Source organism: Lentzea alba (genome assembly GCF_047445655.1).
In the GTDB taxonomy this organism is placed as follows: Bacteria; Actinomycetota; Actinomycetes; order Mycobacteriales; family Pseudonocardiaceae; genus Lentzea; species Lentzea alba_A.
Genome location: NZ_JAJAEG010000003.1, coordinates 447,663 through 471,377 on the forward strand (window position 1 = coordinate 447,663; position 23,715 = coordinate 471,377).

Below are 23,715 nucleotides of genomic sequence, written 5' to 3' on the forward strand. Positions count from 1 at the left end.
CTGTTGTCGGAGCAGCGAAGGGCGCGGGCACCTCGCCTAGCCGGGTGGTCCCTACGGAGTCATTTGGGTAGGAACCTGGTTTTTCCGGTAGCGAAACGACGGCTGGGACGACCTCCTCCACGGGCGCAAAAGTGCGCCTGCACAAGGCTTGTCTCGAACGAGAGGGGCGTTTGTGAAAACCTCGGGCAGACGCGTCATACGACGTGCGCTTGTAGGGATCCTGGTGGCCGCGACGGGGATGTCGACCGCTGTGGCGACCGCTTCGGCGGCGGAAGGCGTGGTCATCGCCGCACCGAACGGGAAGGCGATCGCGGACCAGTACGTGGTCGTGCTCCGCAACGGTGTGGCGGCGACGAGCGCAGGCTCGCTCGCCAAGCAGTACAACGGAAAAGTGACCGCGAGCTGGCAGCACGCGCTGCAGGGTTTCGCGGTCAACGCCAACGCGGCGAACGCCAAGGCGTTGGCGCGTGATCCCCGCGTCCAGGCGGTGTACCAGGACGCCGTGGTCACGATCGACGCCGTTCAGGTCAACCCGCCGTCGTGGGGACTGGACCGGATCGACCAGCGGAACCTGCCGCTGGACCAGCGTTACCACTACGGGCCGACCGCGGGAGGCGTCCGCGCCTACGTGATCGACACGGGTATCCGCATCTCGCACGCGACGTTCGGCGGACGTGCGAGCTGGGGCACCAACACCACAGGAGATGGCAACAACACCGACTGCAACGGCCACGGCACGCACGTGGCGGGCACGATCGGTGGCGCGGAGTACGGTGTGGCCAAAGCGGTCCGGCTGGTCGCGGTCAAGGTGCTGAACTGCGCCGGCAGCGGCAGCTTCGCCGGTGTGATCAGCGGCGTGGACTGGGTGACCGCCAACGCGGTCAGGCCGGCGGTGGCGAACATGAGCCTGGGCGGTGGCGCGTTCGACCCGCTGGACACGGCGATCCGCAACTCGATCGCGTCGGGCATCACCTACGCGGTGGCGTCGGGCAACTCCAACGCCGACGCCTGCCAGACCTCACCGGCCAGGGTCGCGCAGGCCCTGACGGTGAACGCCACGGCCATCAACGACACCAGGGCGACGTTCTCGAACTTCGGCGGCTGCACCGACCTGTTCGCACCTGGCGTCGGCATCACGTCGGCGTGGAACACCAGTGACACGGCGACGAACTCGATCAGCGGCACCTCGATGGCCACGCCGCACGTGGCCGGCGTGGCGGCGCTGTACCTCCAACGGCACCCGGCGGCCCCTGCCGCGCGAGTGCACGACGCCATCGTCCGCAACGCGACGGCCGGCGTGGTCGGCGGTCCGGGCGCGGGCTCGCCGAACCGGCTGCTGTACTCGCTCTTCACCCGCTGGGGCCCGGAAGGCGATTACAACGGTGACGGCACAACGGATCTGACGGTCTGGCGTCCGTCGGAGGGCAACTGGTACGTGCGCGGGATCAGCACCACCCAGTGGGGCATCGGCGCCGACGTCCCGGTTCCTGGCGACTACAACGGCGACGGCGTCACGGATCACGCCGTGTGGCGGCCTTCCGAGGGCAACTGGTACGTGCGCGGGATCAGCACCACCCAGTGGGGCATCGGCGCCGACGTCCCGGTTCCTGGCGACTACAACGGCGACGGCGTCACGGATCACGCCGTGTGGCGGCCTTCCGAGGGCAACTGGTACGTGCGCGGCATCGGCATCGTCCAGTGGGGCGTCGGTGGCGACATTCCGGTTCCGGGCGACTACAACGGTGATGGCGTAACGGACTTCGCTGTGTGGCGGCCTTCCGAGGGCAACTGGTACGTGCGCGGGATCAGCACCACACAGTGGGGCATCGGCGGTGACGTTCCTGTTGTGGGCGACTACAACGGCGACGCCGTGGCGGATCTGGCCGTGTGGCGGCCTTCCGAGGGCAACTGGTACGTGCGCGGGATCAGCACGACTCAGTGGGGTATCGGCGGCGACATCCCTGTGGCGGCTGACTACAACGGTGACGGCATCACGGATCTCGCGGTGTGGCGGCCTTCCGACGGTAACTGGTACGTGCGTGGGATCAGCACGACTCAGTGGGGTATCGGCGGTGACGTTCCTGTTGTGGGCGACTACAACGGCGACGCCGTGGCGGATCTGGCCGTGTGGCGGCCTTCCGAGGGCAACTGGTACGTGCGCGGGATCAGCACCACCCAGTGGGGCATCGGTGGCGACATCCCGGTTGCCGGTGACTACAACGGCGACGGCGTTGCGGATCTGGCCGTGTGGCGGCCTTCCGAGGGCAACTGGTACGTGCGCGGGATCAGCACCACCCAGTGGGGCATCGGTGGCGACATCCCGGTTGCCGGTGACTACAACGGCGACGGCGTGACCGATCTCGCCGTGTGGCGGCCGTGGGAGGGCAACTGGTACGTCCGCGGCCAGTTCACGGTGCAATGGGGCATCGGAGGTGACGTCCCGCTCGCCTCGTAGCAGGAGTTGATCGCCCCGGCTGCTCGGCGGCCGGGGCGATCCACCCTGCTGGGCGACCCGGGTTTGCGTCCGGCCCGCTCATCCACCACAGTTGCGTTTCATGAACGAGGTGCTGCGGCACAGGATCGACGCGACGTTCGCCCACTACGACGTCAACGGCAACGGCGCCATCGAGCTCGCCGACCTCTACGCCCTGGCCAACCGCCTGCTGCAGGCGCTCGGCGAACCGGCGTCGTCCGAGCGCGGCCGCGAGCTGATCGAGACGTCCGACCGGTTCTGGGACACGCTGGTCGAGGCGTGCGACGCCGACCGCGACGGCCGCATCACGCCGCAGGAGTACCGCGAGGCCATGGCCGCGGTCTTCGTCGACGTCGAGCGGTTCGACGACATGTTCCTCGAGGCCGCGGAGTCGTTGCTGGCGATCGTGGACGCGAACGGCGACGGCCACGTCGAGGCGAACGAGTTCGCGGTGCTGCTGAAGGCGCGCGGCCTGTCCGAGGCCGAGTGCGCGACCGCGTTCGCGCATCTGGACACCGATGGCGACGGCACGATCAGCTTGCAGGAGTACGTCGACGCCGTGCACGAGTACTACACGAACCCCGCCGAGGACACGCCCGGCAGCTGGCTGTACCCGGCGTCGCTGCAGCCCGCCTGACACACGATCGGGACCGGTACCGGACGGCTCTTGCGACGCTTGCCGCATGAGTCGACGGTTCGCCCTGACGTTGCTGGTCATGACGCTGCTCGCGGGCTGCGCCGCCACCGAGCCCGGCGCTCCGGTGAAGCCCGCGCTGGACGTGATCAAACTCGAGGTCACCGGGACGGCGACCATCTCGTCGCTGGAGCTGACCGTCGACGGCAAGACCACCGAGGAGAGGTCGGTGACCCTGCCGTGGAACAGGGACCTCGAGTTCCCGCAGGAGAGCGGCCCGCACGAGTGGAAGCTGGTCCTGCACCACGGAGGCGGCAGCGTGCTCGCGAAGAGCTTCGCGAACGGTGAGCCGCTGACGCAGAGCTCGGGCAGCAGCTCCGGCGGCACCAACAGCACGGCTCAGCTGTCCGGCAGCATCAAGGGGTGACCGGGTTCTCGGCGTCCTCGAAGATCAGGAACGTCTTGGTCGACAGGACGCCGGGGATCGTCTGCAGCTGCTCCAGCACGACCCGGCGCAGCGCGTTGTTGTCCTCCGCCCGGACGAGCAGCATCACGTCGAACTCGCCGCCCATGAGTGCCATGTGCCGCACCTCGGGGATCGCGCGGAGCTGGGCCTGCAGGTCGCGCCAGTTGTGCTGCCGCACGGTCATGGCGACGTAGGCCGACGTGGTCAGCCCGACCTTGACCGGGTCGACCCGCGCGGTGAAGCCGGTGATCACGCCGTCGGCCACCAGGCGTTCGAAACGCGCGTAGGCGTTCGCCCGTGAGATCGTCACGCGTTCGGCCAGCGCTCGCCCGGACAGCCGGCCGTCCGCCTCCAGCTCGCGCAGGATCCGGCGGTCGATCTCGTCCAGCTCCGTGTCCACGTGTCTCGCTCCCGAGGTCAATGACCCGACGGACCGGGCCAGTTGGATCGGCTGAATCGTCGCACGAAGTCAATCGTCTCGCACTCACGCGCGGATCTAGCCGAATGGCCACCTGTCTGGGGAACATTCGGGCCTGGTGTAACTGCGCGTGGAGGTGCGGATGAGTGCCGGTCAGCTCAAGGCGGCCATCACCCCGGCCCGGTGGCTGGACGAGTCCGGCCGGCTGGTCAGGGGTGCGTCGGCGCCCGACGCGCAGGCCTTGCTGGAGGGGTACCGCAAGCTGGTGTTCGCGCGCAGGTTGAACGAGCAGTGCGGCGCGCTGGTCCGGCAGGGGCGGCTGGCCGTGTACCCGTCCTCACGGGGGCAGGAGGCCTGCCAGGTCGCGTGCGCGTCGGTGCTCTCGGACGGCGACTGGTTGTTCCCGACCTACCGCGACACGGCGGCGATCGCGGCCCGCGGGGTGGACCCGGTCGAGGTGCTCACGTTGCTGCGCGGGGACTGGCACTGCGGCTACGACCCGAACGAGCACAAGGTCGCACCACAGGCCACTCCGCTGGCGACGCAGCTGTTGCACGCGGTCGGCGTCGGTCACGCGGCGCGCCTCAAGGGTGAGGACACCGTGGTGATGGCGCTGTGCGGCGACGGCGCGACCAGCGAAGGCGACTTCCACGAGGCCTGCAACTTCGCCGCCGTGTTCCGCGCGCCGGTGGTGTTCTTCGTGCAGAACAACAAGTACGCGATCTCGGTGCCGCTCGCCCGACAGTCGGTCGCGCCGTCGCTCGCGGCCAAGGCGATCGGGTACGGCATGCCCGGCGTGCTCGTCGACGGCAACGACCTGCCGGCGCTCGAAAAGGTCCTCGGCGAGGCCGTCGCCAGGGCCCGCGCGGGGGAGGGGCCGACGTTGGTCGAGGCCGACACCTACCGCGTCGAGTCCCACACCAACGCCGACGACGCCACCCGCTACCGCGCCGACGACGAGGTCACCGACTGGCTCCCGCGTGATCCGCTGCTGCGGGTCCGGACCTACCTGACGAAGGCGGGCGTGCTCGATGACGCCCGCGAACAGGAGATCGCGGCCGCCGCCGAAGCGATGGCCGCTGAGGTTCGTGCCGGGGTCAACGCCGAAACCTCCGCCGATCCGGAGGAGTTGTTCGCCCACGTCTACGCCACCCCCACGCCGCAGTTGGCGGAACAACGCGCGGCTCTGCGGGCCGAGCTCGACTTCGAGGAGGCCTGATGAGCTCGCCGAAGATGACCATGGCGCAGGCGATCAACACCGCGTTGCGCGACGCACTGGCCGAGGACAGCTCCGTCGTGGTGTTCGGTGAGGACGTCGCCCAGCTCGGCGGTGTTTTCCGCGTGACCGACGGCCTGCACAGCGCGTTCGGTGAGCGCCGCGTCTTCGACACCCCGCTGGCCGAGTCCGGCATCGTCGGCATGGCGATCGGCATGGCCATGAACGGCATGCGCCCGGTCGTCGAGATGCAGTTCGACGCGTTCGCCTACCCGGCGTTCGAGCAGATCGTCAGCCACGTCGCCAAGATCGGCAACCGCACCCGCGGCAAGGTCCGGCTGCCGATCGTCATCCGCGTGCCCTACGCCGGCGGGATCGGCGGCGTGGAACACCACTGCGACTCCTCCGAGGCCTACTACGCGCACACCCCGGGCCTGACCGTTGTCGCACCGGCCACCAACGCCGACGCGTACGGCCTTTTGCGCGAGGCGATCGCTTCTTCCGACCCGGTGATCTTCCTGGAGCCGAAGAAGCACTACTTCGCCAAGGAAGAAGTCGACGTGTCGGCGCCCGTGCCGCCGATCGGCCGCGCGGTGGTCCGCCGCCCCGGTCGCGACGCCACGTTGATCGCTTACGGCCCTTCGGTTCCGGTGGCGTTGGCCGCTGCGGAGCAGGCTGCCGTGGAAGGCCGCGACCTCGGCGTGATCGATCTGCGCTCGATCGTTCCGTTCGACGACGAGACCGTGTGCACGGAGGTCCGGCGGACCGGCCGTGCGGTGGTGATCGCCGAAGCACCCGGCTTCGCATCGGTCGCCTCGGAGATCGCGGCACGGGTGGGGGAGCGCTGCTTCCACCACCTGGAGGCGCCCGTGCGCAGGGTGACCGGATTCGACGTGCCCTACCCCGCGCCGAAGCTGGAGCACCACTTCCTGCCCGGCGTGGACCGGATCCTCGACGTCGTCGACACGCTGCAGTGGGAGGACGCCGCATGAGCACACAGGTGTTCGAGCTGCCGGACCTCGGTGAGGGACTGACCGAGGCGGTGCTGACCCGGTGGCTCGTCAAGATCGGTGACGCGGTCGCCGTGGACGAACCCGTCGCCGAGGTCGAGACGGCCAAGGCGATGGTCGAGGTGCCCTCACCGTTCGGCGGCGTCGTGGCTCGGTTGCACGGCGAGGAAGGCGCGACCCTTCAGGTCGGCGAACCGCTGATCTCGGTCAGCGCCGGGGCAGCCGAGACCTGTGTGGAGGAAGAGCGCGCGGGATCGGGCAACGTCCTGATCGGCTACGGAACTTCGGAGGCGACCACCTCTCGTCGCCGCCGGAGGAAGGCCGTTGCGCCGACTCGGACGGCCCGGAACGGGGAACGGCCCGCCGTGCAGTCGCCGATCGTGCGCCGCCTCGCCCGTGACAACGGCGTGGACCTCACCATGTTGACCGGCACCGGACCCGACGGCCTGATCACCCGCCGCGACGTGGCAGCCGCCTCCGTTGCGACCCTGCCCGAACCCGCGGCGGTCGTGAGCAACGTCGACCAGCGCACCGGCCTCCCGATCCGCACCCGCGTGCCGCTCACCGGCATCCGCAAGGCCGTCACGACCACCCTGACCCGCAGCCGCAACGAGATTCCCGAGGCGACCACCTGGGTGGACGTCGACGCGACGGGCCTGCTGGACCTCCGCGCCGAACTCAAGGAATCCGGTGCGGCACCGGGAATCCTCGCCATGATCGCCCGGTTCGTGGTCGCGGGGCTCGCCCGCTTCCCCGAGCTGAACTCCAAAGTGGACACCGAGCGCGGCGAGATCACCCACCTCGACGGCGTCAACCTCGGCCTCGCCGCGCAGACCGACCGCGGTCTCGTCGTCCCGGCGATCAAGGACGCGCACCGCCTGAGCATGCGCGGCCTCGACGCCGAGATCCGCAGGCTGACCGAGGCCGCACGCTCCGGAACCGCCACCGCGGCCGAGCTGAGCTCAGGTTCGTTCACCCTGAACAACTACGGCGTGCTCGGCGTCGACGGCAGCGCCGCGATCATCAACCACCCCGAGGCCGCGATCCTCGGCATGGGCCGGATCCTGCCCCGGCCGTGGGTGGTCGACGGTGAGATCGCGGTGCGGCACATCGTGCAGCTGTCGCTCGTGTTCGACCACCGCGTGTGCGACGGCGGCACCGCGGGCGGCTTCCTGCGGTTCGTCGCCGACTGCGTCGAAGCACCGAAGTCGGCGATGGCGGATCTCTAGTAGCTGAACGTGGTGGCGGGCTCGTCACCGATCCACTTCCACATCGGGATCGTGCCGTTCACCTCGGCGCCGGCGATCAGGTCGCCGGCGTCGAGGTGCTTGGCGTTGAAGCAGAGCGGGCAGACGAAGTAGCGCCCGCCCGCGTCCTCGTAGCGCTGGAACAGGTCCGCGAGCGACGGACAGCCGTCGCACGCGACCCCCGCGGCGATGCCTCTCACGGAGAGGCGGACGGCTTCCTTGGACAGGAACATCAGGGTCTCGCGCCCCGTCTCGGCGGCGCCGACCGCGACCAGCATCGCGACGGTCACCTTCTCCGGGTCCTCGAGGCCGGTCGCGAGGCTGATGACGGCTTTGTTCGACATGATCTGCTCCTTTTCGTCGGGAACCTGACGTTAGGAGCGGGAAAGTGCCGTGTCGTCGGGCGTTCTCCCTACAGATCGAGCGGATCCAGCAGGCCGTTGCGCAACGCGAACAACGTCGCGGTCGCCCGTGACGACGCCCCGGTCTTGGTGTAGATCCGCTCGATGTGCGTGCCCGCGGTCTTGCGTGAGATCCCCAGCTGGTCGGCCACCTCACCGGTCTGCGCCCCGCGGGAGATCAGCACGAGCACCTCGACCTCACGCGGGGTGAGCCCGGCGGGACCCGACACGCGCCGCCGCCTGCCGTTGCCCGCGGCGGCGAGGACGGCCTCGGCCGCGTCACCGTCGAGCGCCCCGGCCCGGATCGCCTCCCGCACCGCGCCGACGGCCTGCTTGTCCGTCAACGCCTCCCGGTGCGCCCGCGGTTCGAGCATCGCCCGGTACGCGCACGCCGCCGCCAGCAGCCGCCCGGTCATCGGCACCGCCGCGCCGGACAGACCGCGGTGGTACCCGCCGCCGTCCATGCGCTCGTGGGCCGTCGCCGCGATCGCGCCGAGCCTGGCCAGCGCCGCCGGCCGGGCGAGGACGCGCTCGGTGTAGTACGAGCTGAGCCGCACGCGTTCCCAGTCGGTGGCCGACAGCGGTCCCGGCTGGTCCAGCACCGTCGTCGGCACCCCGTGCAGCCCGATGTCGTGCAGCAGCCCCGCCCGCCGGGTGGCGACGACGTCGGCGACGGGCAGCCCCATCGACCGGGCGGCCGCGCCCGCCAGCTCCGCGACGCCACGCGAATGCCCCGCGCGCGAGGCACTGCGCAAGTCGGTGAAGTCCGCCAAGGCTTCGAGCGCCGTGTCGAGCTCGCTCTCGGTCAGCGGGTGGCGCGGCCCTGGCTCCGGGTCGGCGCCGTCCAGCACTTCGGGGGCGTGCGCGACGAACGCGTCGACCACGTCCGGCGCGAACTGCCGCCCGCGCCGCTGCTCGGCGACCTCGATCGCGCCTCGGATCCCGCCGGTCCGGTGCCGCACCTCCACGACGTCGGCCAGGTGCAGCAGGCGAACGACCGGCGCGATGTCCGTCCCGCCCACCCCGTGCGGCACCCCGCGCCCGTCCCAGCGGGTGAAGAACTGCCGCAACGCCGTCCCCACCTCCGCCCCGAGCCCGAGCCGTTCGGCCAGCGTCGACGTCGTCAGGCAGTGCGACTGCATGCCCTGCACGACGTTCTGCCCGCCGGTAGTCAGCATCGTGGTGGCCACCCGCAGCCGGTGCCACATCGGCCCGCCGCGCCCGGCCCGGCGCAGGAAGAACCCGAACCCGGTCAACCCGGCGAGGTCGACGTCGTAGCTGTCCGCGCGAAACGCGATGTCGTCACCGAACGACGCCGCGACCTCCGGCGAATCCGCGACACAACCGACCCAGGCGAGCATCGACACGTAGAACAACGACCGCCGCTGGTCCTCCGGCAGCCCCATGCGCTCCCCGAGCCGTTCCGCGATCCGCCACGACCGGAGCAGGTGCTCCATCGGCTGACCCAGCCCGAGGTCCGTGGCCAGCGAGAACGCGGCCAGCAGCTCGGTCAGGTCGATCCCGGCGTCGCGGTCGGCTTGCTCCACCGGCGAAGGGTAGCTCAGCACCGGCTCGGTCAGTTCTGTCCTTTGTGGATGCGCTTCCGGGGGCTTTCCGAGCTGGAGTGCGCTCCCTGGTCGCGCAACCACTGCACGAGCTCGGCGGCGAGCAGTTCGGAGCATCGCCGTTGACCGCCGTGGCAGGCACCCAGAACGTCATGTTCACGTCTTCCCCTGTGGCACCGGGGAAGCAGGACCGCACACGGTCGAGCAAGGTGACCGCGGCGCTTTCCCCGCCACCCGGCACCTCGCTCGCACGCTGGGGCTGCGTGACACCAGAACCTGAACGAAAGCGTTGACCTTTCTTCGCGGAACAACTGCGGAGACTGCTAAATCACGTCCACGCGTGGTATATCTGACAGGGCACATCTGGGGGTGAGTCAGTGAGTGATCTGTCAATGCGAAAAGAACGCTTGCCGGATTCCGCAATTGAACGGTGGCTGACGCTGTACTGGATGAACCACGCCGGTCAGTCGACACCTCTGAAGGAGTTTTGGCGTCTGGGCAAGCCTTCCACCGAGGCCGAAGTCGCGGCCGGGATGGCGCGCCTTTGTGCAAGGCACGACATCCTTCGGAGTCTGTTCGACATCGAGTCCGAAGGCTATCCGGTTCGCAAAGTCGTTCCGGTGGAGGACTTCGTCGCACCGATCACTTTCGTGGACGTCGACGCCCCCATGGCCGTCCCGGAGATCGGCGCCGCGGTGTCGTCGGGCAGGCTCCTGTGGCACATGTTCTGTCCGGTGCAGGACGGGCTCGTCCACGAGATTCATCTGCACCTGCAGCACATCCTCGCGGACGCGACGGGCATGGAGGTCTGGCGCACGCACCTGGACCGCGCGATACAAGACCCGGACTGGGGTTCCGGTGTTCGCACGAAGCGCGGTGATGAGCAGTCGGGCGTGAACAACGTTGACTCCTCGGCGACTCTGCGGCGCGACGAGCGGCTTGCGCGGTCCAGCCAAGCGGTGATGCCGGTGATTCGCACCGGTGAGGCCCACTCCCACTACCGCGTGTCCACTTTGCTGCCCGATCTGGTGACTGAGCTGCAGCGGGTGGGTGATGCCGCGGGCGTCAGCGTGGCCGTGGCCGCGAAGTTCATGGTCGCGTGGGCGATGGCGCAACTCTCCGGGCGGCCGGACGTGCTCCTGGCCAACGTGGTCCACCCGGGAAGCTTCAAGAGCGAAGAGATCAACTGCAAGATCTCAAATCTCCGTGAGCTGGTCACCGTGAGCGAGGAGGACACCTTCGCCGCGGCGCTGACCGGCTTGCGGGCCGAGTCCTTCAACACCTACCTCGCCTGGGAGGACCGCGACTACGCGCAGGAGATCGACCGGCACGCCCTGATGCTGCACAGGAGGGGGATCGGCGGCACCGCGCCGGTCTACTTCAACTACATCACGGCAGGTCAGGGGACGGAGTATCGCGCCGTTCAAGCAACGGAGCGGGAGCAGAGCGTCGAGGAGGTCGACATCAGTGCCGTCGACTGCCTGTCGCCCGTCTTCATCTTCCTCCAGTTGAACGACCAGGACATCAGGCTCGAGATCCTCGCCGACGAGCACGTCCTCGATCGGGATCTCGCCGCGGAGCTGCCCGGTGTTCTCGCAGCGGTGGCTCTGCGGGCCCAGCAGGCCTCGCTGCCGGTCTCCTCGGTGAAGAACCTGTTTCCCGGGAAATACCGCCACCGTTGCGATGCGGAACTGGTGGCTGGTCGCTGGGTTTCTCTCCCGGAGGTGAGGAAGATTCTGGCTGAGGCTCCGGGTGTGGTTCACGCGGAGGTGGAGATCGCCGACGAAGAAGTGCGCGCCGAGCTGGTTCTTGCTGATTCAGGTCATGTGTTCGACGTGCACGAGTTCGTCACCTGCCACCTGTTCTCCCATCGCGGGGTTTGTGCGCCGGACACCTACATCTGGCGAAAGGCGGGCAGCCCAGTGCGTCACGAGTGGGCGGCTACCCGGGAAGCTCTCCCGAAACTGGTGTGCGAGACGGAGAACGAGAAAGTTCTCGTCGCGTGCATTGAGGAATTTCATCGCGAACGCGTCTCGAACCTGGCCGAGACCTACCTCCAGGCGGGCGGCCGGCTGGTGCTGGCCCCGGCCGTGGTGGAGAAGCTGAAAGCACACGGGCTGACCGGACTGGGGAAGGAACATTTCGAGGCGCCGTACTCGCTGCGCAGTGTCGCGCGGCGGCTCACGTCATGACCGGGCGAGGCTGGACTCCTGATCACCGTCGAGCTCAGGCTCCTCGCCGGTGAAGCCGCGCAGTTCCCGGTTCATCGCCGCGACAGCACAGACCAGCAGCAGCACGAGACCGATGACCACCACCGTGTTCGCGCCACCGATCACCGCTGCGAGCGCGCCACCGATCACCGGACCGAGTGGTGCGATTCCCATCTGCGAGACGGTGAGCACCGACTCCATCCGCCCCAGCATCTGTTCAGGAACCAGCCGGGAGATGACAACGTTGATCACGACGTTGATGGACGGCGTCGTGAGCGAGATGCACATCAGCGGGATCAACGGCCACCACGCCCCGAACGGCAGTGCCATCGCCAGCAGCGCGGCCCCGAAGATCCCCAGAATGGCGAGCAGCAGTTTCCCGGCAGGCAGGAGCGAGCCGATGCGGTTGGCCAGGAGCGCGCCGCCGAGTCCGCCGATCCCGACGCCGGCGAGGACGATGCCGGTGACCAGCCCGCTTCCGCCGCGCTCACGCACGAGCACGATCAGGGGGATCATGAACGCCGCGCCCAGGAAGTTGAGCGCCAGCACGGCACCGCAGAGGTTGCGCAACCCGCGCTGGCGCCACAACCAGCTCACCGCTTCCGCCAACTCCTGGCGCATGCTGGGCTTGGGTGCGTCGTCGTGTTCCGTCGAGGCCGCGGGTGGTTGCTCACCGGCAGGCCGGCGCGGCACCTTGGCGAAGAACGTCAACAAGGTGGCGACGAAGAACGTGATCGCGTCGACGACGAACGGAATCGTCCGCCCCAGCCCGAAGAGCAAGCCGCCCAGCGGTGGCCCGATCAACCTCGCGGCGTGCGAACGCGACTCCTCCTGCGTGTAGGCGAGCCTCAGCTGCGACGTGTCGACGACGCCCCGGATCGCGGTGGCGCGGGACGGATCGATGAAGGCGGCGCAGACTCCGTCGACCAGGCCGGCGATCAGGAACACCCAGATGAAGGCCCACCCGGTGACGATCGCCGTCGCCAGGACGGCCGACGCGATCGCCTGCGTCAGCTGCGCGCTGACCAGCGTGCGCCTGCGGTCCCACCTGTCGACCCAGACACCGGCAGGCATCTGGGTCAGGATGTAGGCGGCGGTGCGGACGCCGACGACGATTCCGGCCCAGCTCGGTGAGCTCGTCAGCGCCAGCACGAGCAGCGGCATCGCGAGTTTCGTGAGCTCAGAGCCGAACTGTGACACCGCGCCACCGAGCCAGAGCAGTTGGAACTGCTTGTTCTTCCTCAACGCCGGAAGTGCGGCCATCTAACGCTGCCCCTCTGTCTTCAGGTGCGGGTGGTGACGTCGTTCAGCTGTCGAGGAGTGCCATCTGCTCCGGCGTGTACCGGTCTCCCGCCACCCCGTCCGCGAGGTGGTCGAGCTCGGCCAGGAGCTCCGCGGGGATCGTCAGGTCGGCGGCCTTGCTGTTCTCCTCGACGTGCTCGAGTCGCGTCATGCCGGCGAGCGGGACGACGTCGGACCCGCGGGCCAGCAGCCAGGCCAGCGCGAGCTGCGCCGGGGTGCACGGAATCTTCCGTGCCACTGCGCGGACGTGCGCAGCCAACGCGAGGTTGCGGTCCAGATTGGACTCCTGGAAGCGCGGGCTCTGCCGGCGCCCGTCCGCGGCACGCAGGTCGGAGGCCGCGGTCAGCGCTCCGGTGAGGATCCCCCGGCCGAGCGGGCGGTAGGCGACGATCCCGACTCCCAGCTCGCGGCACGTCGCCAGCAGCTCTTGTTCGGCGAAGCGGGTGAAAAGGGAGTACTCGATCTGGACCGCCGCGACCGGGTGCACCGTGTGCGCGGCGCGCAGGGTCTCGCTGCTCACCTCGGAAAGTCCGATGTGCCGGACGTCGCCGCGCCGGACGAGATCCGCCATCGCGGACACGGTCTCCTCGATCGGGACCGCGGGATTTCTGCGATGCAGGTAGTAGAGGTCGATGTGGTCGACACCGAGCCGCCGCAGCGACTCCCGGCACGCCTGCCTGGCCCAGTCCGCGGTGCTGTCGAGCCACAACGAGCCGTCCGGCCGGAACCGGAGTCCGAACTTCGTCGTGAGCACGACGTCGTCGCGGCGGTGGGCGATGACGCGGCCGACGAGTTCCTCGTTCCGGCCGAGCTCAGGCCCGTAGACGTCTGCCGTGTCCAGCATGGTGACGCCGAGGTCCAAAGCCCGGGACACGACGGCGTGGGCCTGCCGATCACCGGTGAGGTCGTCCGTCCGGAGCTCTGCGCAGCCGAGACCGATGGCAGGTGAGATCAAGCCGTCGCTCAACCGGGTCGTCCGCATCAGGACCACGGTTCCCCTTCGTGTTCAGCGGGTCGCGCCGACCTCGCGCAGTGCCCTGCACGAGGTCGACCGCCTCGGTGTCAACCGGTCACTTGCTGGATCGCGGCTTGTACGGTGCGCCCGAGACCAGTGGGAAAGGATTGGTCAGGGTCGGCTGCCACTTCGGGGCGCCGATGTCGGCACCTTCCACGCCCAGCACGCCGAGAACTTCGAGCCTGCGGATGGCGGTCCTGCGCGGATCGGTGTCGGCCGAGGCGACCCAGTCACGCCACGTCGTCCACTTCTCGTGGTCGTAGGGGTGGTGGCCGTAGTCGCCCGTGTACAGGACGGCGTCCCGGATCATCTCGCCCCGCTCGGTACCGCTCATGGCGGGGTAGAGGAAGTACGAGGTGTCCCAGGACAACCTGAGTTGCCCGCCCGCCGAAGCGTGCAACAGGTTCGAGTGGAAGACGATCACGTCGCCGGGCTCGGTGTCGATGTCGTAGGAGGGAATGGACCACTCCCGCGAGTCCACCGACAGGCCCTGCCGATGCGGGTCCTGGCTCACGTGGTCCCAGAAAGCGGTCCACGGCGCCCTCAGATGGGATCCCGGCATCACCTGGAGACGCCCGGTCTCCGGCGTGCACGCGTCCAGGTAGACCATGAACTTGACGCCCTGGACGTCGGCGTTCATGTCGGAGTGCCATCGGGAGTTCGCCCAGTAACCCGTCGCTTCGCTGTTCGTGGGCACCGTCGGACCGCCCATGAAGTGGTGCGACGCCTGCCAGAACCTGGGGTCGTCGGCCACCAGGCTGGAGGACAGCGGGGTGTTGTCGTTCATCGTGGGGACGACATAAGCGGGCACGGAGGCCATGTCGCCGTTCTCGTCGAGAGCGCCAACCCCGTAGGCCCCCGTCAGGGAGGCGACGGATTCCTCGCGGAGCTGAGCCACCTCGTCCTTGGACAGGAGCCCGCGAAGCACGACGAATCCGAACGCGTTGAAATGCGACACGCTGCGATGATCAATCACGAAATCTCCCCCGGAGTGACTTGCTTTCGTTCGCGCACCACGTGCGCAGGACCTGGCGCGCGACAAAACGGCGCACGAGGCCCCTGGACTTTGCAGAACGATCCTTGTCGACAGCTCCGCGACCAGGGGCCTCGCCGCATCTGTGCGGTCAGCCGGTGATCATCAACCTGCTATCGACCGGAAGCCTTGTCCGGACAACACGTCCAGTCCAGGCTGAAAGGGCTCACCGAGTGTTGCACGCCTGCGTTCGGCTTAGTTGTAGTGGTAGAAGTAGCGGCCGCTGGGGTTGCTGCGCACGGAACGGCCGATCCCGACAGCCCTGGCGACAAAACGGATGGTTCGCATGATGAAACCCCCATCAACTAGTCATGAACTGATTGTCACTGTCAGTAACTGACACTTCGAAGCTATTGCAGCCCAACCCGAGTGTCAAGCGCAGACGTTGTTCATCGACGACTGGCGTTCAAGTGCCCGCAATGTTGAACATGAAATCCCGGTCCGGACACATGCGGTCATCGGCAAGTCGGGCCGTGGGTGCCCGTGAGGGCGCGGTGGGCAGGGTTGATCTGCGGCGATTGACCCTTGTGGGCTAGGCGAAAGCGGCCTGGCGGTGATCGGGAACTCGTCCGATTCGCGGCGCTTGCACCCTCGTGCACGTGGACGTGCGATCTCTGTCCTGCCGGTTGTGGCCGGCTGTATTCGTCGTGCGCAGTTGCACACTGCTTGACATGTCGGTAGGGCTCCCATACTTTCGAGTCGTCTGTTACTGGCAGTAATGCCGGGTCGCGGGCCACGTTGATGGGGGTCAACATCAAATGATCGGCTCACTGCTCAACAAGAGCAATCTCTGGAAAGACGTCGTGCGGATCGACAAGAAGAGCCGGGGGCGGCCGGCCTACCGGACGCTGTCGGGCGAAGTTTTTGTCAGCAATCCCGAGCTCGCTCGTTCGGTGCTGGCCGGCACGGACGAGTCACTTTCCCGTACGCCGCCGTTCTGGCGCAACGGCCTGGCACCGCTACCGGGTGATGCGCAAAAGGCGTTGAACAAATGGGTGGTGCAGCGGCTTTATGCGCAGGACCCCGTGAAATCCGCCGAGCTGGCGGTGGAACGCGTCCTCGCCGGAGACGGCGACCTGCACAAGATCTGCGTCCAGAGCCTGGTCGACGCTCTCAAGGTGCCCATGGGCTGTGGTGAGGACGAACGGCTTGAAGGCGTCGTCCGGACGTTCTTCGACAACGTGTTCGTTCCGACGATCCTGGGAACCATCACGAAGCGGCAGAACGAGACTCTTTTCGAGACCAGCTCCGTGGCGGCGGGCAGGTGCATCGCCGAGTCCTGGCCGGAGCTGTTCCCGGTGAACCTCGGTTTCGAGGAGGAACCGGACTTCCAGGCGCGGATCGGCGACCTGTACCTGCGGCGGACGGCGGCGTTCGTCGCGTCGACGTCCATCACCCTGGCCTGGATCCTGACCGCCCTGTTCTCGGACAGCCCCGTGGCTCTGCGAGGTCCGGTGCAGCGGCGGGATCTCGGTGAGATGGATCCACAGTGGATCGCTCTGGAGTGTCTGCGGCTGTGGCCGCCGTCGTGGCGGCTGCGGCGGACGGTGCTGAGCGACCAGGAGATCGGGCCGATCTCCGCGCTGGCGGGCGACGAGCTGCACGTGTTCGTCTACGCGGTTCAGCGCGACCCGGAAGTCTGGACTGATCCGGACGAGTTCGCGCCGGCCCGCTGGCAGGGTACGTCGCCGCGAGAGCTGCTGGCCTTCGGGACCGGTCCGGGGTCGTGCATCGGCGCGCGGTTCGCCACCGAATGGCTCACCGCGGCTGTGTCGGTGCTGCGGTCAGAACGTTTGCAGGTGGCCAGGGTAGGCCGCCATCCACACGCCACCACGAGCTTTTCTCCGCCGATCTCGCACCTGTCCCGGAAGGGGAGTTGAAGTGAGGAACATTCGTCTCGGGTTCGCCGCGGGAGCTGCACTCCTGATCGCGGCGGCGACTGTCGTCTCGCCGGTCGCTTCTGCGGCAGAGGTCGTGCCGGAGTCAGCGGCCGCGAACTGCGGTTTCTACCGCGGGTTCACCGGTGCCTACTACAAGCACTGCACGTCGGAGCCGTACGCGGTCAAGATCACCATCAAGTACTTCGCGCTCGGCAGGCCCGACGCGGAGATGTGCGTCCAGCCGAACGCCGACGAATGGCTCGGCTGGAACGACGAGGTCTCGAACGCGTACTACAACGGAAAACTCTGCTGACCTGGCGAAGTCTCGTTGATTCTGGGGGCGAAGTGGAAGACGAGCTGGGCGAGGAAGGCGTGGTGCCGATCGCGGCACTTCTGCCCGCTGACTCGCCGCGCATCGCGGGCGTGGACCAGGAGCACTTGAGGTCGCTCGCCGAAGCCGCGACACCGCTGCCGCCGATTCTCGTGCACCGGTCGTCGATGCGGGTCGTCGACGGCATGCACCGCCTGGAGGCCGCGGTCCTGCGCGGTGAGCACGAGATCGCCGTGGAGTTCTTCGACGGCAGCGAGCAGCTGGCGTTCCTGCACGCGGTCCGGGCGAACCTCACGCACGGCCTGCCGCTGTCGCGCGCTGATCGGGAGGCGGCGACGATCCGGATCATCACGTCACACCCGGACTGGTCGGATCGCATGATCGCCTCGTCGACGGGGTTGTCGGACAAGACGGTCGCCGCGATCCGGCGTCGTTCCACGACGCAGGCGGTCCAGGTGACCGCCCGCGTCGGTACTGACGGCAGGGTGCGGCCGCTGAACAGTTCGGAGGGCAGACAGCGGGCCGCGGAGATCATCGCGGCACGCCCCGACGCCTCGTTGCGGGAAGTCGCGCGCGCCTCCGGGATCGCGCTCGGGACCGTCAGGGACGTGAAGGAACGGCTGCGCAGAGGCGAGGACCCGGTACCCGTCCGCAGGCGCCCCAACGGTGTTCCGCAGTCCCGGATGCGGGTGGTCGAGCCGCCGGATCCACTCGAGACGTTGCAGGTGCTGCGGCGCGATCCGTCGCTGCGGTTCACCGACGCCGGCCGGCACACGTTGCGCTGGCTGGACCTGCACGTGATCAGCACCGGTGACTGGGGCGGAGTGGTCGGCGGGCTGCCGACGCACTGCACGAACGTCGTTGCGGACCTCGCTCGCAGGTGTGCCGCCGTGTGGCAGGAACTCGCGGACGAACTGGAGCAACGAGACCAGTTCTCGGCCTGACCTGGCCGCGGTGTTCAGCCGCGGACCTCGCGCGATTTGATCTAGGGGACATTCGATGGAAGCAGAGATCGAAAGCCGGCTCCGGAAAGTGCTGCACAACGATCTGTTCGTGGAGGCCGCACCGGAGGAGATCGGACTCGACGACAGTCTGCGTGCCGTGCACGGACTCGACTCGCTCGGATTCACCGAGCTGCGGGTGCAGTGCGAGGACCTGTTCGGCGTCCGCGTTCGCGATGACGACTTCTCCCCGGAGAACTTCCAGACCCTGCGCTCGGTCGTGGACCTCGTTCGGCGGCTGAAGCAGAGCGATTCATGACCGCCGTCGTGGCCCCGGAGGTGCTGCGCAGCCTGCGGGAGGGGCGCGCGCTGCACCTCGACCACTACGGTTCCCGGCCACCGTTCGCCGCGGTGGGCGGGAGCGGGATCACCCAGCGGATGGTGGCGCTGGAAGGCGCTGGCGACGTGATCGAGGTGCTCGACGCGAGCGGGGGCTATGCGAGTGCGTGCCTCGGCATCGGTCACGAGGTGATCCGGCGCGCCGCCGAACGGGCCGTGTCCCTGGAGATGGCCACGGACGAGATCGGGTCGTTGGAACGATCGTCGCTCCTCGTCGAGATGTTCGGCGCGGGCGGCCTGCTCGCCGACCACTTCCCGCCCGGCGAGTACCACGTCAGCGGCCGCAGCTCCGGCTCGGAAGGCATGGAGCTCGCCCTGCGGCTGGTGCTGGAGTCGCGAGTGGACCGACGCTCGTTGCGGCAGCGCGGCGATCGCGATCTGATCCTCGCGTTCGAAGGTGCTTGGCACGGCTGGACCAGCGGCCTGGTGCCGCTGCTCAACCGCCGGCACTTCCAGGCCGGGTTGCCGTCGGCCGGCGTCACCGTCGAGCACCTGCCGTTCGGTGACGCCGAACTGGTGGAGGAGTTCGTCTCGCGGCACGGCGACCGGCTGCTCGCCGTCGTCGTCGAGCCGATCCAGGGCGACGCGGGCGTCATCGTGCCGCCGCCCGGATTCCTGCGCCGGGTCGCTCGCGCCGCGCGGGCTCGCGGTGCGCTCGTGGTCGCCGACGAGGTGCTGACGTTCGGCAAGACGGGTGCGCCACTCGCGATGATCGACGACGAGGGAGTCGTGCCCACCGACATCACGGTGATCGGCAAGAGCCTCGGCATGGGCTCGGTGCCGGTCTCGATGGTCATCGCCCGTCGTGAGCTGACGGTGCGCGGTTCCGGCGCCGTCGCCACCTCCGACCTGAGGCCCGCCGTCTGCGCGGTCGTGCGCGACGGCCTGAAGCTGATCGTCGACGACAAGCTCTGGGATCACGCCGCTGCGCTCGGCGAGCATCTCGGACAGCGCCTCCGGGACGAGCTCGTCGGTGCGTTGCCCGAGGTGTTCCACGAGGCCCGCGGGCTCGGTGTCCTGCACGGGGTCGAGCTGACCGAGGCCGCGTCCGCGCGCATGACGTCGTTGCGCGAGCACGTGATCCGCGCAGGCGCGTACGTGGAGTTCATGGCCGGAGCAGGCCGGCGCACCCTCGGCCGCCGCTACCTCTTTCCGGCCATGAGGTTCGCGCCTGCGCTGATCACCACCCCGGACGACGTCGACGAGATCGTCGGCAGGGTCGCTGAAGGGACTCGCGCGTTCCTCGGGGCGTCCGGATGAGCCTGCCCGTCACGCTTTCCCGGACGGTGGAGCACGTCGACACCGATGCTTCCGGCGTCGTCCACTTCAGCCGCTACGCCTCGCTGCTGGAAACCGCCGTGCTGGAGAACCTGGAAGCGTTCGGCTGCGGTGTTTCCGAGATCGAGTCCGACGGGCTCGACCTCGCGGTCGCCGAACTCGGGATGCGGTACGTCGCGCCCGCCCGGTACGCCGAGCGCCTGCGAATCCGGGCGACGGTGGAGCACGTCGGCGGGGCCCAGTGCCGCGTCACCGGCACCGTCCACCGCTGCGTGTCGCAGGACGATGAAGAAATCCTTGTGGCACAAGGGCACCTCGTGCTCTGCGTGGTGCGGAGAGCTGACGGCGCACCGACTGCTTTGCCGACCGCGCTGCGCTCCGCGCTCCGCGCCTGCCTGTAGTGGAGAAGACGATGACTGACACCACACTGGGGTTCAGCGAGCTGAAGCAGTGGCTGCGGCACCGGCACCCGATGATCTACATCGACCGGGTGCTCGATCACGAGCCCGGCCAGACGATGCGCACTCTCCTGTCGGTGTCCGGGACGATGGACGTGATCGCGGGCCACTTCCCCGAACGCGCGGTGTTCCCCGGAAGTCACCTGACCCAGGCATTCGCGCAGTCGGGCATCATCTTCTACCAGCTCAGCACGTCGAAGCTGGCCGATGACGAGATGACGCTCATCGGTGCGATGCACAGCCGGTTCTTCAAGGTCGTCGTCCCCGGCGACCAGGTCGTGTTCAACCTCAAGTGCGACAGGTTGTACGACCGCAGCTTTCACTTCTCGGGGCGGGCGACGGTCGACGGTGTGCCGGTGGCGGCCTTCCGCACCTCACTCGCGCGTGTGCACGTCGACGAACTCGGCCGGCAGCTGTGGTGACGCACGACGTCGCGGTCACCGGCATGGCCTGGACCACGGCGCTGGGCACGGGCCTGGACGAGGTCTGGGGGCAACTCCTCGGCGGAGCGACCGGGTTGCGCGAGACCGAATCCACGCTCGTGCTGCGCAACCGGCTTGCCGCACAGGTGCCCGATCCACCCGCAGACTGGTCGCCGACGCGGCGGCAGGTGGGGCTCACGGCCGCCACCCTGCGCAGGGCGATCGAGCACGCCGGAGCTCCGCCCGACACCCTTCCCGTCATCGGCACCAGCTATGGCCCGCACCTGGACGAACCGAGCGGCGATCTGCGGAGGTGGGCGGCAGAGGCCACCGCGGCCGCTGGTCTCACCAGGCCGCCGCTGACGGTCACGTCCGCGTGCTCGTCCGGGTCGGACGCGATCGCGGCGGCCGCGAGACTCATCCGCGAGGGAGCGGCTGAGGCGTGCGTGTGCGGTGGCGTGGACGTTCTCACGCCGGCCAAACGACTCGCCCACACGGCGTTGGGCACGATGTCGCCGACGTTGCTGAGGTCCTTCGACCTCCGTCACGACGGGACGTTGCTCGGCGAGGGCGCCGGGTTCTGCGTGCTGGAGCGACTGGACCGGGCGAGGAGCCGCGGTGCCGTCGTGCACGCGGTGATGCGCGGGTCCGGCTCGTCCAACGACGCGGCCACGATGACGAGCCCTGACCTGTCCGGGGACGGCGTCCTGCTCGCCGTGCGCCGAGCTCTGTCCGACGCCGGGGCGAGTGCGGACGACGTGGCGGTCGTGAACGCGCACGGGTCGGGCACGCCGGTGAACGACCACGTGGAAACCGTTGTGCTGTCCCGGATGTTCACCGGGCGACGCCCTGTCGCGTTCGCGACCAAGGGGGCGTTCGGGCACACGCTGGGGGCGACCGGGGCGCTCGAGGCGATCGCCGTGATCCTCGCGTTGCGGGAGAGCAAGGTGCCTCCGGTGTACGGGCTGTCCGAGCCGGCCGAGGACTTCCCGCTTCCGCTGCCCGTGGGTGGGCCGAGCGAGATCGGGGAAGGCCTCGGCATCAGCGTGACGCTGGCGTTCGGTGGTTTCAACACGTGTCTCGTCTTCGCCAGGCCGGTGGTCGGCGATGTGGGCTGACACGCCAGGACTTGTCGCGCTCGCGCACTCGGAGGTCCGCGGTCCGGCGGTCGGAGCGAGGTTCGGCCCGTCGGTCGGCTACACCGACCCGGCGGCGGGCATGGTCGCCGGGGCGGTGCGGACGGTCCTCTCCGATGTCGGCGACCTCGGCGACGGGGAAGGGGTGGGCGTGCTGACGATCAGCGCCACCGCGACGTCGGCCAGTCTCACGGCGCTCGCCTCCGATGCGGGCAGGGGCAGACTGTCGCCGTCGCGGGTGGCGGGTGCCGCGCCCGGCTCGATGGCAGGGTTGCTGTGCATGGTCTTCGGGCTGCGCGGTCCCAGTCTGGTGATCACCGGTGCACCCGGTGACGTGCGCCCGGTGGCGGCGGTGCTGGCGAGGTCGTGGCTGGCCGAGTGCTGTCATGTCGTGCTGGTTTGCGAGCACGAGGCCGGGCGTGAGGAGCACGCCGTGCGGGTCACGGCGGTGGAGCGGTCGTGCTGACCGGGTTGCCGACGCTGCCGGAGATCGACGGATACCTCCGCCACGCGGTCGACGTCGAACCGCTGCCGCGCGGGCCGCTCGCCGCGCACACCGTGGCAGCCGAGTTGAGCCGCCTGGGGCTCGCTCCCGGTGATGTCGTGCTGGTGCGGTTGCCGAACTGCGTTCCGATGCTGACGTCCTTCTTCGGCGTGTTGTTCGCGGGCGGGGTCCCCGTTCCGGTGCCCGCGAGCGCGGGGGAGGCCAGGGTCCGCGAGCTCGCCGCGGCGTTCGGGGCCCGGTTCGTCGTGGTGGTTCACGGGTCCACGAGGATCGAGCGCCACGAACTGGGCTGTGTGGACGTGGTCGTGCTGACCCCGGGCGAAGTTCCGCCGCACGAGCCGGGCGAGGTCGTCATTCCCACCTCGGGGACCTCAGGCCTGCTCAGCGGTTGCGTGCATCGGGCTTCCTCGTTGCTGCGCAACGGATCCAGGCACGTGCGTGCGGTCGGCCTGCGTGGCGGCGACCGCGTTCTCGTGACGTTGCCGCTGAACTACTCGTACGCGCTCGTCGCCCAGGCCATGGCGTCCCTCGTCGCCGGAGCACACCTGGTGATCTCCCCGCCACCGCTCGGGGCCGCCGCGTACCGGGCACTGCTCGCGCGGCACAGGATCACCAGCACGTCGCTCACACCTCACACCGTGAAGACCCTGACCGGAGGCGACTGGAGGCCTGGCTCGTTGCGGATGCTGACGGTCGGCGGCGACGCGCTCGAACCCGCTGTCGCGACGCGGTTGCTGGCACAGGCGCCGGAAGGCGAGCTCTACCTGACGTACGGGCTCACCGAAGCCGGACCGAGGGTGAGCACTCTGGCCGCGCACGCCGAGCCCCCGCGCCTCCTCTCGTCGGTCGGACGGCCGTTGCCCGAAGTGCGGGTGACGGTGCGCGACCCGGATGCCGAGGGCGTCGGTGAGCTGGTCGTCGAGTCCGACACGGTCATGCTGCGCCGAACCGGACTGGTCGACGGGCGGCGCGACGACCTGCACGCACCGGGGCGGATCGTGACCGGTGACCTCTTCCGCGTCGACGAAGGCGGGAACCTGCACTTCCGCGGGCGCGGATCGGACTTCCTGATCAGGCGGGGCCAGAAGGTGTCGCTGCCGTCGGTCAGACGCGTGACGAGCGCGATGCCGGAGGTGGTGTCGTGCAGCACCCGCGTGGAACCGGGCGAGGACGGTGACCCGCGCTACGGCCTCGACGTCTACGTGGTGAAGCCGGATCCCGTTGCAGCGGAACGGATTCGGAGCGCCCTGGTGCGCAGGTTCGCCAGGGCTGAGCGCCCGGACCACATCCGGGTCCTCCCGCACGACCCCGAACGGCACAAGTGAGCAACAGGAGTTTCAATGACCGTGTCAAGCGGCCTGGGCCGTAGGTGAGC

The 23,715-nt window shown here is 68.9% G+C and carries 23 protein-coding genes; 17 read left to right on the forward strand and 6 right to left on the reverse strand.

Translation table 11 applies throughout. The annotated features are described in order from the left end of the window. Positions 1 to 223: 223 nt before the first annotated feature. From LFM09_RS07600 to LFM09_RS07610, 3 genes are all read left to right on the forward strand, one after another. A complete protein-coding gene (locus tag LFM09_RS07600; RefSeq protein WP_414095572.1) occupies positions 224 to 2,455 on the forward strand; it encodes a S8 family serine peptidase in 2,232 nt (743 codons plus the stop codon). Between the two features lie 100 nt (positions 2,456 to 2,555). After that, positions 2,556 to 3,110, forward strand: a complete 555-nt coding sequence (locus LFM09_RS07605; protein ID WP_414095573.1) for an EF-hand domain-containing protein — start codon at positions 2,556 to 2,558, stop codon at positions 3,108 to 3,110. A gap of 46 nt (positions 3,111 to 3,156) precedes the next feature. Beyond that, complete coding sequence (locus tag LFM09_RS07610; protein ID WP_414095574.1) at positions 3,157 to 3,534, forward strand: hypothetical protein; 378 nt, start codon at positions 3,157 to 3,159, stop codon at positions 3,532 to 3,534. Here LFM09_RS07610 and LFM09_RS07615 read toward each other — a convergent pair. Beyond that, on the reverse strand, positions 3,524 to 3,973 hold the full coding sequence (locus LFM09_RS07615) for an Lrp/AsnC family transcriptional regulator (RefSeq protein WP_414095575.1): 450 nt from the start codon (positions 3,971 to 3,973) through the stop codon (positions 3,524 to 3,526). The genes LFM09_RS07610 and LFM09_RS07615 overlap by 11 nt on opposite strands. A gap of 160 nt (positions 3,974 to 4,133) precedes the next feature. On the opposite strand from LFM09_RS07615, the gene pdhA reads away from it, so the two are divergent. The 3 genes from pdhA to LFM09_RS07630 are packed head-to-tail and all read left to right on the forward strand — an operon-like array spanning position 4,134 to position 7,446. After that, entirely contained in the window at positions 4,134 to 5,210 is a 1,077-nt protein-coding gene (gene pdhA, locus LFM09_RS07620; protein WP_414095576.1) for a pyruvate dehydrogenase (acetyl-transferring) E1 component subunit alpha, read from the forward strand. Next, the gene (locus tag LFM09_RS07625) at positions 5,210 to 6,199 is read left to right on the forward strand and encodes an alpha-ketoacid dehydrogenase subunit beta (RefSeq protein WP_414095577.1); all 990 of its coding nucleotides are present in this window, start codon (positions 5,210 to 5,212) and stop codon (positions 6,197 to 6,199) included. The genes pdhA and LFM09_RS07625 overlap by 1 nt, the downstream gene beginning before the upstream one ends. After that, positions 6,196 to 7,446 carry a dihydrolipoamide acetyltransferase family protein gene (locus LFM09_RS07630; protein WP_414095578.1) on the forward strand — a complete coding sequence of 417 codons (1,251 nt, stop codon included), beginning with the start codon at positions 6,196 to 6,198 and terminating at the stop codon, positions 7,444 to 7,446. Before LFM09_RS07625 ends, LFM09_RS07630 begins: the two co-directional genes overlap by 4 nt. Here the strand turns inward: LFM09_RS07630 and LFM09_RS07635 are convergent. Beyond that, on the reverse strand, positions 7,443 to 7,808 hold the full coding sequence (locus LFM09_RS07635) for a peroxiredoxin (RefSeq protein WP_414095579.1): 366 nt from the start codon (positions 7,806 to 7,808) through the stop codon (positions 7,443 to 7,445). The two genes, LFM09_RS07630 and LFM09_RS07635, sit on opposite strands and share 4 nt — an antisense overlap. A 68-nt stretch (positions 7,809 to 7,876) precedes the next feature. Continuing rightward, a complete protein-coding gene (locus LFM09_RS07640; RefSeq protein ID WP_414095580.1) occupies positions 7,877 to 9,412 on the reverse strand; it encodes an HD domain-containing phosphohydrolase in 1,536 nt (511 codons plus the stop codon). A 638-nt stretch (positions 9,413 to 10,050) separates the two neighbouring features. Here LFM09_RS07640 and LFM09_RS07645 point away from each other — a divergent pair. Then, entirely contained in the window at positions 10,051 to 11,622 is a 1,572-nt protein-coding gene (locus LFM09_RS07645; RefSeq protein ID WP_414095581.1) for a hypothetical protein, read from the forward strand. Here LFM09_RS07645 and LFM09_RS07650 read toward each other — a convergent pair. The 3 genes from LFM09_RS07650 to LFM09_RS07660 all read right to left on the reverse strand — a co-directional run bounded on the left by LFM09_RS07650 (position 11,617) and on the right by LFM09_RS07660 (position 14,915). Further along, positions 11,617 to 12,903, reverse strand: coding sequence for an MFS transporter (locus LFM09_RS07650; RefSeq protein WP_414095582.1), 1,287 nt, complete (start codon positions 12,901 to 12,903; stop codon positions 11,617 to 11,619). The two genes, LFM09_RS07645 and LFM09_RS07650, sit on opposite strands and share 6 nt — an antisense overlap. Positions 12,904 to 12,946: 43 nt before the next feature. Continuing rightward, a complete protein-coding gene (locus tag LFM09_RS07655; protein WP_414095583.1) occupies positions 12,947 to 13,924 on the reverse strand; it encodes an aldo/keto reductase in 978 nt (325 codons plus the stop codon). An 88-nt stretch (positions 13,925 to 14,012) separates the two neighbouring features. Then, complete coding sequence (locus LFM09_RS07660; protein WP_414095584.1) at positions 14,013 to 14,915, reverse strand: phytanoyl-CoA dioxygenase family protein; 903 nt, start codon at positions 14,913 to 14,915, stop codon at positions 14,013 to 14,015. 833 nt (positions 14,916 to 15,748) lie between these two features. On the opposite strand from LFM09_RS07660, the gene LFM09_RS07665 reads away from it, so the two are divergent. The 10 genes from LFM09_RS07665 to LFM09_RS07710 are packed head-to-tail and all read left to right on the forward strand — an operon-like array spanning position 15,749 to position 23,665. Continuing rightward, the gene (locus LFM09_RS07665) at positions 15,749 to 16,870 is read left to right on the forward strand and encodes a cytochrome P450 (protein WP_414095585.1); all 1,122 of its coding nucleotides are present in this window, start codon (positions 15,749 to 15,751) and stop codon (positions 16,868 to 16,870) included. 1 nt (position 16,871) lies between these two features. Further along, a complete protein-coding gene (locus LFM09_RS07670; protein WP_414095587.1) occupies positions 16,872 to 17,183 on the forward strand; it encodes a DUF6355 family natural product biosynthesis protein in 312 nt (103 codons plus the stop codon). A 32-nt stretch (positions 17,184 to 17,215) separates the two neighbouring features. After that, the gene (locus LFM09_RS07675; protein ID WP_414095588.1) at positions 17,216 to 18,145 is read left to right on the forward strand and encodes a streptomycin biosynthesis protein; all 930 of its coding nucleotides are present in this window, start codon (positions 17,216 to 17,218) and stop codon (positions 18,143 to 18,145) included. Positions 18,146 to 18,200: 55 nt separating this feature from the next. Next, positions 18,201 to 18,461, forward strand: coding sequence for an acyl carrier protein (locus tag LFM09_RS07680; RefSeq protein ID WP_414095589.1), 261 nt, complete (start codon positions 18,201 to 18,203; stop codon positions 18,459 to 18,461). Next, complete coding sequence (locus tag LFM09_RS07685; protein ID WP_414095590.1) at positions 18,458 to 19,801, forward strand: aminotransferase class III-fold pyridoxal phosphate-dependent enzyme; 1,344 nt, start codon at positions 18,458 to 18,460, stop codon at positions 19,799 to 19,801. The genes LFM09_RS07680 and LFM09_RS07685 overlap by 4 nt, the downstream gene beginning before the upstream one ends. Then, the gene (locus LFM09_RS07690; RefSeq protein ID WP_414095591.1) at positions 19,798 to 20,220 is read left to right on the forward strand and encodes an acyl-CoA thioesterase; all 423 of its coding nucleotides are present in this window, start codon (positions 19,798 to 19,800) and stop codon (positions 20,218 to 20,220) included. Before LFM09_RS07685 ends, LFM09_RS07690 begins: the two co-directional genes overlap by 4 nt. 11 nt (positions 20,221 to 20,231) lie before the next feature. Continuing rightward, the gene (locus LFM09_RS07695; RefSeq protein ID WP_414095592.1) at positions 20,232 to 20,699 is read left to right on the forward strand and encodes a 3-hydroxyacyl-ACP dehydratase FabZ family protein; all 468 of its coding nucleotides are present in this window, start codon (positions 20,232 to 20,234) and stop codon (positions 20,697 to 20,699) included. Then, positions 20,696 to 21,817: a beta-ketoacyl synthase N-terminal-like domain-containing protein gene (locus tag LFM09_RS07700; protein ID WP_414095593.1), complete on the forward strand. Its 1,122-nt coding sequence runs from the start codon at positions 20,696 to 20,698 to the stop codon at positions 21,815 to 21,817. Before LFM09_RS07695 ends, LFM09_RS07700 begins: the two co-directional genes overlap by 4 nt. Beyond that, a complete protein-coding gene (locus LFM09_RS07705; RefSeq protein ID WP_414095594.1) occupies positions 21,807 to 22,301 on the forward strand; it encodes a hypothetical protein in 495 nt (164 codons plus the stop codon). The genes LFM09_RS07700 and LFM09_RS07705 overlap by 11 nt, the downstream gene beginning before the upstream one ends. After that, on the forward strand, positions 22,295 to 23,665 hold the full coding sequence (locus tag LFM09_RS07710; RefSeq protein ID WP_414095595.1) for a class I adenylate-forming enzyme family protein: 1,371 nt from the start codon (positions 22,295 to 22,297) through the stop codon (positions 23,663 to 23,665). The genes LFM09_RS07705 and LFM09_RS07710 overlap by 7 nt, the downstream gene beginning before the upstream one ends. Positions 23,666 to 23,715: the final 50 nt, after the last annotated feature.